The following is a 13,622-nucleotide window of genomic DNA, read 5'->3' as shown; positions in this document are numbered from 1 at the left end:
GCGCGGACGTAGCGCGTCATTTTGTTGGTGGTTAGCGCTACTGTGCGCGCTGGCGCTGACCCAGATGGCTTACGCCCTGGACGTCAGCCCTGACACCGACGGCATTGAAATCGACCGCGACCTGACCCTGTGGCGCGACACCAGCCGCAGCGCCACCATCGACCAGGCCGTCAGCACGCTACAGCACGGCGGTTTTGCCAGCCCGCAAGGCATGGCGCGCTCACGTGGTTACAGCCGCGACGCCTGGTGGTTTCGCTTTCAGCTAAACAATCGCACCGACAACAATCTGCCCGTGCGCATTGAATACACCGATGGTTTGATTGGTCGCGTCAGCTTGTATTCGCGCCCCGCGGGCAGCCAGTTGCCATGGCGCGCCCAGGATTTTGCCAATAGCGAAACCGAAGCCAGTCGCCCGCTGCCCACGATCCGCCCGGCCTTTCCCGAAACACTGCCACCGCACGCGCAGCAAGAATATTTGATGCGCGTGGTGTTTAACGACCATGCCGATATGGCGGGCCCGATCTATTCCGCCGTACGCATCTGGAGCCACAGCGCCTTTGCGCGCGCCAACACGCACGAGATGTTCTTGCTGGGCGGCATGATCGGCATGATGGCACTGGTGGCGTTTGCCGCCTTTATTGGCTTTGCCGCCACGCGCGACAAGGCGTTTCTGTATTACGCGCTTAACCTGGTGATGCTGACGGTGTCGTTTCATAGCGCCACCGGTGTGTGGCCACTGCTGTTGTGGAACGGCCATTTCAGCTATACCGCGCTGTTTTTCTGCAGCGGCATCTATTACATCTGCGCCGCGCAGTTTGTGCGCCACTACCTGCAAACCAACAAACTCAGTCGCACGCTGGATTACGCCTTGCTGGCGATTGCGGTGATTGGCGGCATCAGCAGCCTGGGCGCGTTGACTGGCCACGCGCAATTTGCGCTGGAAGCACTCAACCTGGGCGGCATCGGCTTTCTGATTTATATCGCCGCCAGCATCAAGGCCATCCGCGCGCGCATTGGCGGCGCATGGTTGTTTCTGGCGGCATGGGCCACCTATTCGGTGTCGCTGGTGGTCACTTGGGGTTTGCGCGATTACGGCCTGATCGAACACACCGCGTTTACTTACCGTTTTATTTTCTACGGCATCATTATCGAAATGTTGCTGTTCAGCGTGGCGATGGCCTTACGCGTGCGCGATCTGCGCCAGCGTAAAGAAGCCGCCGAAACCGCCTACCGCCTGCATCTGGAAGCGCAGGCCGGCCATCTGGAAGCGCTGGTGCAGCAACGCACCGCCGAACTCGAAACCGCGCGCTACGAAGCCGAAGCCGCCAACCGCGCCAAGACCACGTTCCTCGCCCATGTCAGCCACGAAATCCGCACCCCGCTGACCGCCATCCTCGGTTATGTCGAACGGCTGCAGGACGAGCGCGCGCTGACCACGCCGCAAGCGCAGTGGCTATCGCGCATCGGGGACAGTGGCGACTATTTGCTCAGCCTGATTGGCAACGTGCTGGACGCCAGCAAGCTCGAAGCCGGGCACGTCAAACTGTATGAAACACCAATGTCGATCAGCACACTGGTACGCCAGTTGCATGGTTTGTTCCATGAACAAGCAGCCCGGCGCGGCCTGGCCTTTGGCATTAGCGTGGAAGCGCACGGCTGGTACCGGCTGGATGCCAACAAATGGCGGCAGATATTGGTCAACCTGATCGGTAATGCCATCAAGCTGACCGACGAAGGCTCGGTCAGCGTGCATCTGGCGCATGAAGAACGCGCCGATGGTCATTGGCTCTCGGCCCACGTCAGCGACACCGGCCCGGGCATTTCGCGACAAGACGCAGAACTGGTGTTCGCCCCGTTTGAACAAGCCGCTGCGGGCCGGCGCGCAGGCGGCGCGGGTCTGGGCTTGTCCATCTGCCGCGACTTTGCGCGCTTGATGGGCGGGCATATCCAGCTGGCCAGCGAGCCCGGCATCGGCACCACGTTTAGCGTACACGTGCCAGTAACGCCCACCGCGGCAGCCGAAGAACGCTCGCCCGTGGCGCGCTGGCAAGACAAGCTGGAAGGCCGCACCGTGCTGATCGCAGAAGACCAGCCGATCAACCGCGATTTGCTCAGCGACATCCTGACGCGCGCGGGCGCCACCGTGTTGACTGCCGAAGATGGCATCGATGCGTTGGGCGTGTGGCGCGCGCACCCCGAAATCGACACCATCGCGGCCGACTTCCACATGCCCTTCATGAACGGCGTGCAGTTTGCCCGCAGCGTGCGCAAGCTCAACTTCAATGGCTTGTTCTTGCTGGTTAGCGCGGGCCATTCGCTGGATGAGGCCGAACTGACCGAGGCTGGCGTCGATCGCTGGATCGGCAAACCGTTTACCCGCAATGCCTTGCTGGAAGCCGTGGCGGGCAAACCACGCAGCGGCAGTCCGATTCCGCCCAGCTCGCAGCCGCTTAACCTGGAAGAAGCCGCCGAAGCGCTCGGCTACGACATCCCGCGCGCCATGACCTTTGCCCGCCGTGGCCTCGATCGCATCGCCGCCCTGATGGAAGCGTTTGTGGACGACACCAGCCCCGACGATCGCATCCGCCACGCGCATAGCGCCAAGGGTATAGCGGGCCAGATTGGCTCCAACCGGCTGATGCAGGCGTTGGCGCGGCTGGAGCAGACACCGGAAGCCGATCGCCTGGCTGCCGTGCAACTCGAACTGGCCGCGGCCGAGGCCGCCCTGGCCAAACGCCAGCGTGATCAGCGAGCGGTCACCAGCTAGGGCGCGCCATTGCCCCGGTTTGGCGCGCCCGTAGCCGCGATGACCGCGACAACATCAACGCGCGCAGCATCGGGTACAATGCGCGGTTTCGGCCCCTCCCTATTCCTATGAATCAGTTTGTCCAGAGCCGCGCGGCGCGCTGGCTGGCCTTGTTGCTGTTTGCTGCGATGTGGTTCAGCACGCTGGGCTATCGCAAGGTGATCACGCCGGATGAAGGCCGTTACGCCGAGATCGCGCGCGAGATGGTGGTGAGTGGTGACTGGCTGACGCCGCGCCTTAACGGCATCAAGTACTTTGAGAAGCCGGCGCTGCAATACTGGGCCACGGCCGCCAGTTATAGCGTGCTGGGCCAGAACGAATTTGCCGCCCGCCTGTGGACGGGCCTGACCGGCTTTGCCGCAGTGCTGTTCGCCTTTTTTGTCAGCCGCAAATTGTGGGGCGAGCGCGTCGGCCTGACTGCCGCCATGGTGCTGGGCAGTTGTACCTGGTGGATGGCCAATGGCCATTTCAATTCGCTGGATATGGGCGTCAGCGCGTTTATGAGCATTGCCATGGGCGCATTCATGCTGGCGCAGCGCGATGCCGCCAGCAAGACAGAGAACCGCAATTACATGTTGTTATGCTGGGCCGCCATGGGCCTGGCCGTATTGTCCAAAGGCCTGATTGGCATTGTGTTGCCGGGCGCAGTATTGGTGTTGTATTCGCTGATCAATCTGGATGCGCGGCTATGGCTTAAATTGCATATCGGCAAAGGCTTGCTGCTGTTATTGCTGATTACCGCACCTTGGTTTGTGGCGGTCTCCCAAGCCAATTCTGAATTCGCTTACTTCTTTTTTATCCACGAGCATTTCCAGCGCTTTTTAACCACCGAACACCATCGCACCGGCGCATGGTGGTATTTCGTGCCGTATCTGCTGGCCGGATTAATGCCGTGGCTCAGTGTGTTGCCACAAGCATTACGCCAGGGCTGGGCTAAGTCTGCGGGTGAACACTTCCAGCCCAATCGATTCCTGTTGATCTGGGCGGTGTTTATTTTTGTGTTTTTTTCGCGCTCGGATTCCAAGCTGCCGTCTTATATCCTGCCGATTTTTCCGGCGCTGGCCATGCTAAGCGCGCAAGTGCTTACGCGTTTGTCGTCGCGTGCGCTGCGCTGGCATCTGGGCTGGCTGGCCCTGCCCGGCATGGCCACGCTGGTGGCGGCGCCCATGGTGGCGCGCCTGAGTAGCGAAAAAACCCCGCAGATTTATAATGCCGCCTTTGCCGGGTGGTTGATTCCGGCAGGCATCGTGTTGCTGGCTACCGCTTTAATCAGCTTCTGGCTGGCCAATAAGGGCCGCAATTGCCTGGCGATTGCCGTGACGGCGGGGGGCGCTTTGCTGGGATTGCAATTGCCGATGCTGGGCCATGAATCGTATGCGCATACCAATAGCGCGTATTACCTGGCGCAAGACATGCAAAAGCAGATCACGCCGCAAACCACGCTGTACGCCATTGGCTACTACGATCAGAGCTTGCCGTTTTATTTAAAGCGCACACTGCAGTTTGTGGAATACACCGACGAATTTGCCATGGGCCAGAAATCCGAGCCCGACAAGTTCATGACGCTGGATGCCTTTACGGCGCATTGGAATAAAGAGCCGCAGCCGATGGCGGTGGTCTCCAAAGATATTTATCAACAATTGCAACAGCGTGGCTTGCCCATGCGCGTTGCGGTCAGCGACCCGCGTCGCACTGTGATCGTCAAACCATGAAACTCGCTGAATTTGCCTTGATAGTATTTGGCGTGCTGTTGAATGCAGCCGCCCAGTTGCTCTTGAAAGCCGGCACCCGCCAGGTGGGACATTTTGATTTTTCGATCAGCAATGCGATCCCGATTGGCTGGCAGATCGCCACCAACCCCTATGTATTTGGTGGCCTGTGCTGCTATGCCATCAGCCTGGTGGTGTGGATTCTGGCGCTATCGCGCGTGGAAGTCAGCGTGGCGTATCCGATGCTGTCGCTCGGTTATGTCGTCAACGTATTTCTGGCCTGGCAGTTATTTGGGGAGGCGTTGTCGACCCAAAAGCTGTCCGGCGTGGCCATCATTCTTGTCGGCGTCTATCTGGTTGCCCGGAGCTAAGTTCAAATCATGACTGAATACCTGCCTTTTACCCGTCCCAGCATCGACGAAGACACCATCGCCGACGTCGCCAATGTGCTGCGTAGCGGCTGGATTACCAGCGGCCCCAAGGTCAAATTGCTGGAAGCCGGCTTGTCGGACTACTTTGGCGGTCGCCCGGTGCGCGTGGTCAATTCCGCCACCGGCGCGATGGAAATTGCGCTGCGCCTGATGGGCATCGGCGCGGGCGACGAAGTCATCACCACGCCGATGACGTGGGTGGCCACCACCAACATCATCCTCAATGCCGGCGCCACGCCCGTACTGGTGGATATCGACCCGGCCACACGCAATATCGATCTGGCCAAAGTGGAAGCGGCCATTACGCCGCGCACCAAGGCCATCCTGCCGGTGGATCTGGCTGGTTTGCCGGTGGACCGTGATCGCCTGTATGCCATCGCCCAAAAGCATGGTCTGCGCGTGCTGGAAGACGCAGCGCAATCGCAAGGCGCGACGTGGAACGGCAAGCGCGTGGGCAGCTTTGGCGATTTGTGTTCGATCTCGTTTCATCCCAACAAGAACATGACCACCACCGAAGGCGGTGCGTTGGTGCTGAATAACGAGGCCGAGGCACGCGAATTTGAAAAATGGCGTCTGCAAGGTGTAACGCGCTTTCCCGATGGCACCATGGATTGCGATTTGCCCGGCGGCAAATACAACCTGACTGATGTGTCGGCCGCCGTCGGCCTGGGCCAGCTCAAGCATCTGGACGCCTTTAACGCGCGCCGCAAAGCCTTGGCGGATATGTATTTTGCGCAAATCGACCGCAATCTGGGACTGGAACTGCCGCTGCAATCCGCCGACAGCAACTGGCACATGTTCCAGCCCTTGCTGCCGCTGGCGCAGATGAACACCGGCCGCGCAGACTTTATCGCGCGCATGCATGCGCAAGGCATCGGTGTTGGCATCCATTATCCGGCGCTGCATTTGTTCAGCCTGTATCGCGCACGCGGCTTTGCCGAAGGCATGTTCCCGCATGCCGAACACGTAGGCGCCAGCACGATTTCGTTGCCGCTGTTCCCGGCCATGCAGGACAGTGATGTCACGCGCGTGTGCACGGCGCTGAGCAACGTGTTGCGCGCCGTGCTCAAGTAAGTCTCCACAACAATACGGTTGCGCGCCCGCGCCAAGCGCCGGGCGGACGCAACCCTTAATGACAATGCACTATAAAGCCTGATATGAGCGCACCCCTCGTTTCGATAGTTATCCCGGTTTACAACGAAGAATCCGGCCTGCAAGCGCTGTTTGACCGCTTGTACCCGGCGCTGGACGCGCTGGGCAAAAGCTACGAGATCATCTTTGTTAACGACGGCAGCCGCGATAAATCGCCCGCCATCCTGGCCGACCAGTTTCACAAGCGGCCCGATGTGACGCGCGTGGTGCTGTTTAACGGCAACTTTGGCCAGCATCGCGCCATCCTGGCCGGCTTTGAATATTCGCGCGGCAAACAGATCGTGACGCTGGACGCCGATCTGCAAAACCCGCCCGAAGATATCAAGACGCTGCTGGACCAGATGGACCAGGGCTATGACTACGTTGGCTCGATCCGGCGTCAGCGCAATGATTCGGTGTGGCGCCACGTGGCCAGCCGCGCCATGAACCGCCTCCGCGAAAAACTGACCCGCATCAAGATGACCGACCAGGGCTGCATGCTGCGCGCCTATGATCGCCGCATCGTCGACACCATTAACCAGTGCGCCGAAATGCATACGTTTATCCCGGCGCTGGCCTATTCGTTTTCGCAAAACCCGACCGAAGTGATCGTCGGCCACGAAGAACGCCACGCGGGCGAATCCAAATATTCCTTGTACAGCCTGATCCGGCTTAACTTTGATTTGATGACCGGCTTTTCGATTGTGCCGCTGCAGGCCTTTTCGATGGTGGGCATGGGCGTGTCGTTTGCCTCGTCAGTGCTGGTGGTGGTGCTGCTGGTGCGCCGCCTGATCATCGGGCCGGAAGAAGGCGGCCTGTTTACGCTGTTTGCGATTGCGTTCTTCCTGATCGGCCTGGCGCTGTTTGGCATCGGCCTGCTCGGTGAATACATCGGCCGCATCTATCACGAAGTGCGTCAACGTCCGCGCTATCTGGTGTCGGCCATCCTGCAGCAAAAGGAATCCGAATGAGCCGCGCAGTCGTCTTTGCCTATCACAACGTGGGCGTGCGCTGTCTGAAAGTGCTGCTGGCGCGCGGCGTACAGGTGGACCTGGTGGTGACGCACGAGGACAACCCGGCCGAGAACATCTGGTTTGGCTCGGTAGCGCAGGTATGCGAAGAACACGGCATTCCCTACATCACCCCGGCTGACCCGAACACGCCGGAAGTGGAAGCGCAGGTGGCCGGGCTGGATGCTGATTTCCTGTTCTCGTTTTACTACCGCCATATGCTGAAAGCGCCGCTGCTGGCCAGTGCGCGCCGTGGCGCGTACAACATGCATGGCTCGCTGCTGCCGCAGTATCGCGGCCGCGTGCCGGTGAACTGGGCCATCATCCACGGCGAAACCGAAACCGGCGCAACGCTGCACGTAATGAACATCAAGCCGGACAATGGCCCGATCGTCGACCAGCAAGCCGTGCCCATCCTGCCTGACGACACGGCGCAGGAAGTGTTTGAGAAAGTGACCGTTGCGGCGGAAATCTGCCTGTACCGCGCGGTACCGCAGTTACTGGCCGGCACCGAACAACTGAAGCTGCAAGACCTGAGCCAGGGCGGCTATTTTGGCGGCCGCAAAGCCGAAGATGGCCGCATCGACTGGAACCAGGGCGCGCTGCGTATCCATAATCTGGTGCGCTCGGTTACCCGGCCCTACCCCGGCGCGTTTGCCGATATTCCGGCCGGCCGTCTGGTGTTGTGGCGCACGCGTGTCTTACCGTTACGTAATGCGGTGGGCGATCAAGGTATGATTGCCGCCGACGAAAAAAACCTGCTGCTGACCACGCCGGATGGCAGTGTGCTGCAGCTGCTGGACGCTGAACTCGACGGCCACAAGCTGTCCGCGTCCAGCCTTGCCCGCTATGCTGGCGGCGTGCTGCCGCTGTTGCCTACTAAGGAAGTGAACCCATGAAAAAAGTGCTGATCCTCGGTGTAAACGGCTTTATCGGCCATCATCTGACCAAACGCATTCTCGAAACGACCGACTGGGAAGTGTTCGGCATGGACATGTTCACCAACAAGATTGGTGAATTCCTGGATCACCCGCGTTTCCACTTCTTTGAAGGTGACATCACCATCAATAAAGAGTGGATCGAATACCACGTGAAGAAGTGTGATGTGGTGCTGCCGCTGGTGGCCATCGCTACCCCGTCCACCTACGTCAACGCCCCGCTGCGCGTGTTCGAACTCGACTTTGAAGCCAACCTGCCCATCGTGCGCCAGGCAGTGCAGTACAAAAAGCATCTGGTTTTCCCGTCCACCTCCGAGGTGTACGGCATGTGCCACGACGAAGAATTTGATCCGGACAACTCCGAACTGATCTGCGGCCCGATCAACAAGCCGCGCTGGATTTACAGCTGCTCCAAGCAACTGATGGACCGCGTCATCCACGCCTATGGCATGGAAGCCGGTCTTAACTACACGCTGTTCCGTCCGTTTAACTGGATTGGCGCTGGCCTCGATAACATCCACACGCCGAAAGAGGGCTCCAGCCGCGTGATCACCCAGTTCCTGGGCCACATCGCCCGCGGCGAAACCATCAAGCTGGTTGACGGCGGCCATCAAAAACGCGCCTTTACCTACATCGATGACGGCATCGACGCGCTGATGAAAATCATCGAAAACAAGGATGGCGTGGCCACCGGCCAGATCTACAACATCGGTAACCCGACCAACAATTACTCGGTGCGCGACCTGGCCAGCATGATGGTTGACCTGGCCAAGCAATACCCGGAATACGCCGACGGCGTGGCCAAGGTACAAGTGGTGGAAACCACCTCCGCCGAGTACTACGGCAAGGGCTACCAGGACGTGCAAAACCGCGTACCGAAGATCGACAACACCAAGACCGATCTGAACTGGGCCCCGAAAACCAATATGGCCGACGCGCTGAAAGGCATCTTTGACGCGTACAAAGACCAGGTGGGCGCGGCGAAAGAACTGGTGGATTGATCTACGGCTTCTGGCCTGGCGATCGCCACGAAAAAAAACCACCCTGCGGGGTGGTTTTTTATTGGGCATCGCGGCGCTTACTTACCCACCGCCCTGCGAATCTCATCCTGCGGCCAAAGCTCATTCACCGTGCCGGGCAACTGGAACAGCATAAAGCGGTCGCGCGCGTCGCCGGGGCGCACGGCGATTTGCACGGGTTGCAATTGGCGCGCGGTGACGGCGGCGGGCAACTGGCCGTCTTCGCTGCCTACCAGCAGCCAACGGCAATTCCACGCGGCGGGTTGGGTTTCGACGCGCAGCGTGCGGAAGTGATCGTAATAATCGAGCATGGCGCGTTGCGGTTCGCCAAAGCGGTAGCTGGCCACACATTGCTGTTGCTGCTGCAATTGCGCCAGACGCGGCTGCAGTTGCAAAAAGGTTTCGCGGTAGCGCATGACGTGGTCGAACGCGGGCAGCCATAGCGTCGACAAGCCGCCCCATAGGGCCACCACCAGTAAGAACCAGCGCCAGGCAAAGCCAGCCGGCGTGCCCGCGCTAACCGCGCGCCAGAAGCCGAGCACCAGCGCCAGGATGAGCGCGTAGGCCAGCCAGCCTTGCCAATACCATGCGGGTTGCCAGCCGATAAACCGGCGCGTAACCAGCCAGTGCGCCAGTCCGGCGGGCGCGCCACTGGCCAGCGCAAAGCCGCAGACGACGATCAGCGCCACCAGCACCACGCTCAGCAGCAAAGTCACCGCAGATGCAATGCGCCAGCGCAACACCGGTTGCGGATATTCCACCAGCGCGCCCACCGCCAGAATGGCCAGCGGCGCGAGCAAGGGCATGGCGTACAACTCGCGCGCATCGGCGGCCAGGCTAAGCACGGTCAGGCCGACCCCAAACGCCAGCAGCACCGGCAACAGCGCCGATCCCGCAATCCGCACAGTGCCGCGCCGGGCGCGCCACAGCGCGAGCAAGGCCAGCGGCAAGGCCGGAAACGCGTACCACGGCAAGGTGCGGAAATAGAACAGATGTTGGGCATGCGGCCCCAGGTGTGCGGTGCCGTTAAAGCGGCCGAGGTTGTTAACCCATAACCATAAATTGAACAGGTCGGCGCTGCGTTGGTACAGGCTCCACATCCACAGCGCGGGCAACGGCAATCCCACCAGCAAGGCCAGGCCCAGTGTCCATGCATAGCGGCGATTGCGATAAGTGGGGCTCAGCAGCGGCAGCACCAACGCCGTCAGCCCGATCAGCCCCGGACCCAGCAAGCCCTTGGCTAGCAACGCCACCGCGCCCGCCACACCCAGCAACACGCCCGCCAGCACCGGCCGCGAGGGCGCCAGCAACTTGGCGTACAGCCCCCACGCAATCCCGGCAAACAACGCGATATCGGTAATCAGTTGATGCGCGCGCAATGGCAATCCAAGGCAGCCCAGCGCCACCACGATGGCCCAGCGCCCGGCCTGCTTGCCGTACACCAGGCGCGCCGCCAGGGCCAGACCGGCCAGTGCGATGCTCAGCCAGATGCCCGCAGCTAGCCGCGCCGCATCGTGCAATGGCAGCACGCCGCCAAACGCCTGCAGGCACCAACTGGCAGTGATGAAAAAGATCGGCGGCTTTTCCATAAACGGCTCGCCCGCCAGCATGGGCACCACCCAGTCGCCGCTGGCCGCAATATGCTGCACCAGGCCAAAGGTATAGCCCTCGTCCGGTTTCCACGGCTGATGGCCAATCAGGCCGGGCAATACCCACGCCAGCACCAGCAACAGCAAGCCCAGCAAGGGCACTGCCGGAATGCGGGCCGCCGCGTTGTTACGCCAGCCCGAGAAGTTAAGATCGCGCATTGTTTTTGTTGTACAGAGTCAGTGGCTGGAACGAAAGATGGGTGGGTAAACGCCGCGGCTCAGGCGTTCAACCCCGGTTGCCACAGCACGTCGGACTGGCCGACGTGGCGATTGGCCACGCGCGACAGCACAAACAACAAATCGGACAAGCGATTGAGATAACGCACGCTATGCGGCGCAACGTCTTCCACTTGCGCCAGCGTCACCACCGCACGTTCGGCGCGACGGCAAATGCAGCGCGCCACGTGCAGCGCAGCCGAGCTTCGGCTGCCGCCCGGCAGAATGAATTCCTTCAACGGCGGCAGATTATCGTTGAAGGCCGCCACCGCGTCTTCCAGCCGTTGCAGATGCGCATCAGTCAATGCCACGCGGCCCGGAATGCACAGCTCGCCACCCATATCAAACAGATCATGCTGCACGCGCACCAGCACCTCGCGCGCGTCGCCAGGCAGGTCTTCGGCCAGCGCCACACCAATCTGGCTGTTCAGTTCATCGACTTCGCCCAGCGCATGGACGCGCTGATGATCTTTGTGCACGCGGCTGCCATCGCCCAAGCCAGTGGTGCCGTCGTCGCCCGTGCGGGTGGTGATCTTGCTGAGTCGGTTTGCCATGGGTTTTCCGGAAAGCGGTGTCGAATATCAAGAGTGGATTTCAGGCTGCATCGCCGTGGCGGATGGCCACGTCAACCAGCGTCGGCTGCAGAATGCGTTGCACATCGGCGGGGCTGATGCCGACCAGAAAGCCGCGCTTGCCGCCATTAATATAGATGCGCGCCAGTTGCAGCACGCTGTCCTGCATATACACCGGCATCGCTTTACGCGTGCCAAACGGCGAGGTGCCGCCCACCATATAGCCCGAATGCTTGTTGGCGATATCGGGGCTGCACGGGTGGATGCTTTTGCAGCCGCGCAAGCGCGCCAGATTTTTGGTGCTGACTTCGCAATCGCCATGCATCAACACCACCAGCGGCTGCTTGTTTTCGTCTTCCATGATCAACGTCTTGACCACGGTATGTTCGTCCACGCCCAGCTCGCGCGCCGATGCGGTGGTGCCACCTTTTTCTTCGTAGTCGTACAGATGCTCGGTGTACGCCGCCTTATGCTGACGCAGCACGCGGATGGCGGCGGTGACGGGGGCCTTTTCGCTCATGGGTCGAACTCGTAAACGTTGGATGCTACAATACCCGACAATTTCACTCAGGTTTGAGCGCTACTTTGGAAAACCGCAAGCATACCTTTGACCGCATGCCGCTGGCAGCCCGTTTTTTTGCTTTGCCGGCACGTTTTTACTCACTGGTGCGGCCCACCCCGCTGCCCGAACCACAATTGTTGTTGTGGAACGCCGAACTGGCTGCAGCGCTGAATCTGGATGCCGACCCCGCCGCGCATGACGCGCTGGCCGAATACCTGGCCGGCAACCGCCTTCCCGCCAACAGCCAGCCATTGGCCACCGTGTATTGCGGCCACCAGTTTGGCGTGTATGTACGCCAACTGGGCGATGGTCGCGCCATCTTGATCGCGGAAACGCCGGATCGCGACGGCGTAATCCAGGAAATCCAGCTAAAAGGCGCAGGCCCCACGCCCTACTCGCGCCACGCCGACGGCCGCGCAGTGCTGCGCTCCAGCATTCGCGAATACCTATGCTCCGAAGCCATGTTCGGCCTCGGCATTCCCACCACGCGCGCGCTCAGCCTGGTCGGATCGCCGCAACCGGTGTGGCGCGAAAGCGTGGAAACCGCGGCCGTGGTCGCACGCACCGCGCCCACGTTTGTGCGCTTTGGCCACTTCGAGTTTTACAGCCACCACGATGATCACGAAGGCCTGCGCGCGTTGGCGGTGTGGACCATCGTCAATCACTACCCCGAATGCAAAGAGGCTAACAATCCCTACCAGGCTTTGCTGGAAGCCGTGATTACGCGCACCGCCAGCCTGATGGCGCAATGGCAAGCGGTGGGCTTCTGCCATGGCGTAATGAACACCGACAATATGTCGATCCTGGGTTTGACTATCGATTACGGCCCATTTGGCTTTCTGGATGGTTATGACGCGGGGCATATCTGCAACCATTCCGACACGGCAGGCCGCTACGCCTATAACCAACAGCCGCAAATCGGCTTATGGAATCTGCAAGCACTAGCGCAAGCGTTGCTGCCGTTACTCGATAGCAAAGAAGAGGCCATCGCCGCCTTGCACCAGTTCCAGCCGCAATTTGAAGCCGCCTTCGCCGAGCAATTCCGTCGCAAACTGGGTTACGCGGATTGGCAAGAAGCCGATTGGGAGCCGCTCACGCATCTGTTCAATTTGCTGCAAGCGGGCCGCACCGACTGGACCGTATTCTGGCGCGCGCTGAGTGACCACGCGCCGTATGCCGAGAAAGGCAGCATACCGGCGCAATTACGCGACCAGGTGCTGGATCGCAAGGGCTTTGACGCCTGGTTCGCCCAATGGCAAAGCCGTGCGGACCGCAGCGACCCCGCCGCATTACGCGACCGCATGCGCGCCGCCAATCCCAAATACATACTGCGCAACCACCTGGCCGAACAAGCCATCCGCAAAGCACGTGATGAAGGCGATCTGAGCGAACTGCAACGACTGGCCGAATGCCTGCGCCACCCGTTTGATGAACAACCGCAGTTTGATGACTACGCGGGGCTGCCACCAAACTGGGCGAATGATTTGTCGGTGTCTTGTTCGTCTTGATGCAAATGACGATGCCGTAATGTAACAAATAGCGTGGCGCCCTTCGCTCGGGTGGCTCAGCATGCCCTTGA

11 protein-coding genes are annotated in these 13,622 nt (G+C 60.5%); 8 read left to right on the top strand and 3 right to left on the bottom strand.

Translation table 11 applies throughout. From position 1 onward, the window contains the following. The first annotated feature begins 64 nt into the window (after positions 1-64). From WG78_RS00320 to WG78_RS00290, 7 genes are all read left to right on the top strand, one after another. Positions 65-2,767, top strand: a complete 2,703-nt coding sequence (locus WG78_RS00320; protein WP_161805039.1) for a hybrid sensor histidine kinase/response regulator — start codon at positions 65-67, stop codon at positions 2,765-2,767. Between the two features lie 107 nt (positions 2,768-2,874). Then, complete coding sequence (locus tag WG78_RS00315; protein WP_053935792.1) at positions 2,875-4,518, top strand: glycosyltransferase family 39 protein; 1,644 nt, start codon at positions 2,875-2,877, stop codon at positions 4,516-4,518. Then, on the top strand, positions 4,515-4,886 hold the full coding sequence (locus tag WG78_RS00310) for an SMR family transporter (protein WP_053935791.1): 372 nt from the start codon (positions 4,515-4,517) through the stop codon (positions 4,884-4,886). Before WG78_RS00315 ends, WG78_RS00310 begins: the two co-directional genes overlap by 4 nt. Before the next feature lie 9 nt (positions 4,887-4,895). Next, a complete protein-coding gene (locus WG78_RS00305; protein WP_053935790.1) occupies positions 4,896-6,020 on the top strand; it encodes a DegT/DnrJ/EryC1/StrS family aminotransferase in 1,125 nt (374 codons plus the stop codon). 83 nt (positions 6,021-6,103) lie between these two features. Further along, on the top strand, positions 6,104-7,048 hold the full coding sequence (locus tag WG78_RS00300; RefSeq protein ID WP_053935789.1) for a glycosyltransferase: 945 nt from the start codon (positions 6,104-6,106) through the stop codon (positions 7,046-7,048). After that, positions 7,045-7,986, top strand: a complete 942-nt coding sequence (locus tag WG78_RS00295) for a formyltransferase (protein WP_053935788.1) — start codon at positions 7,045-7,047, stop codon at positions 7,984-7,986. The genes WG78_RS00300 and WG78_RS00295 overlap by 4 nt, the downstream gene beginning before the upstream one ends. Beyond that, positions 7,983-9,026 (top strand): bifunctional UDP-4-keto-pentose/UDP-xylose synthase, encoded by a 1,044-nt coding sequence (locus tag WG78_RS00290; RefSeq protein WP_053935787.1) that lies wholly within the window; start codon positions 7,983-7,985, stop codon positions 9,024-9,026. The genes WG78_RS00295 and WG78_RS00290 overlap by 4 nt, the downstream gene beginning before the upstream one ends. 77 nt (positions 9,027-9,103) lie before the next feature. Here the strand turns inward: WG78_RS00290 and WG78_RS00285 are convergent, their stop codons facing one another. From WG78_RS00285 to ybaK, 3 genes are read right to left on the bottom strand one after another with little or no spacing between them, the layout of a single operon-like run. Next, on the bottom strand, positions 9,104-10,852 hold the full coding sequence (locus tag WG78_RS00285) for an ArnT family glycosyltransferase (protein WP_053935786.1): 1,749 nt from the start codon (positions 10,850-10,852) through the stop codon (positions 9,104-9,106). A gap of 59 nt (positions 10,853-10,911) precedes the next feature. Then, complete coding sequence (locus WG78_RS00280; RefSeq protein ID WP_053935785.1) at positions 10,912-11,463, bottom strand: cob(I)yrinic acid a,c-diamide adenosyltransferase; 552 nt, start codon at positions 11,461-11,463, stop codon at positions 10,912-10,914. Between the two features lie 40 nt (positions 11,464-11,503). Beyond that, on the bottom strand, positions 11,504-12,001 hold the full coding sequence (gene ybaK / locus WG78_RS00275; RefSeq protein WP_053935784.1) for a Cys-tRNA(Pro) deacylase: 498 nt from the start codon (positions 11,999-12,001) through the stop codon (positions 11,504-11,506). Between the two features lie 65 nt (positions 12,002-12,066). Between ybaK and WG78_RS00270 the strand changes: the two genes are divergently transcribed. Continuing rightward, entirely contained in the window at positions 12,067-13,551 is a 1,485-nt protein-coding gene (locus WG78_RS00270; protein ID WP_373278963.1) for a protein adenylyltransferase SelO, read from the top strand. The last annotated feature ends 71 nt before the right edge of the window (positions 13,552-13,622 follow it).

Source organism: Amantichitinum ursilacus (genome assembly GCF_001294205.1).
Taxonomy (GTDB): domain Bacteria; phylum Pseudomonadota; class Gammaproteobacteria; order Burkholderiales; family Chitinibacteraceae; genus Amantichitinum; species Amantichitinum ursilacus.
Note: the sequence above shows the minus strand (reverse complement) of the source record. Positions and strands in the feature narration are given on the sequence as shown.

Excerpts from the sequence above, each read along its gene's own strand:
- WG78_RS00320 (WP_161805039.1), top strand. The coding sequence starts at position 65 with ATGGCTTACGCCCTGGACGTCAGCCCTGACACCGACGGCATTGAAATC.
- WG78_RS00315 (WP_053935792.1), top strand. The coding sequence starts at position 2,875 with ATGAATCAGTTTGTCCAGAGCCGCGCGGCGCGCTGGCTGGCCTTGTTG.
- WG78_RS00310 (WP_053935791.1), top strand. The coding sequence starts at position 4,515 with ATGAAACTCGCTGAATTTGCCTTGATAGTATTTGGCGTGCTGTTGAAT.
- WG78_RS00305 (WP_053935790.1), top strand. The coding sequence starts at position 4,896 with ATGACTGAATACCTGCCTTTTACCCGTCCCAGCATCGACGAAGACACC.
- WG78_RS00300 (WP_053935789.1), top strand. The coding sequence starts at position 6,104 with ATGAGCGCACCCCTCGTTTCGATAGTTATCCCGGTTTACAACGAAGAA.
- WG78_RS00295 (WP_053935788.1), top strand. The coding sequence starts at position 7,045 with ATGAGCCGCGCAGTCGTCTTTGCCTATCACAACGTGGGCGTGCGCTGT.
- WG78_RS00290 (WP_053935787.1), top strand. The coding sequence starts at position 7,983 with ATGAAAAAAGTGCTGATCCTCGGTGTAAACGGCTTTATCGGCCATCAT.
- WG78_RS00285 (WP_053935786.1), bottom strand. The coding sequence starts at position 10,852 with ATGCGCGATCTTAACTTCTCGGGCTGGCGTAACAACGCGGCGGCCCGC.
- WG78_RS00280 (WP_053935785.1), bottom strand. The coding sequence starts at position 11,463 with ATGGCAAACCGACTCAGCAAGATCACCACCCGCACGGGCGACGACGGC.
- ybaK (WP_053935784.1), bottom strand. The coding sequence starts at position 12,001 with ATGAGCGAAAAGGCCCCCGTCACCGCCGCCATCCGCGTGCTGCGTCAG.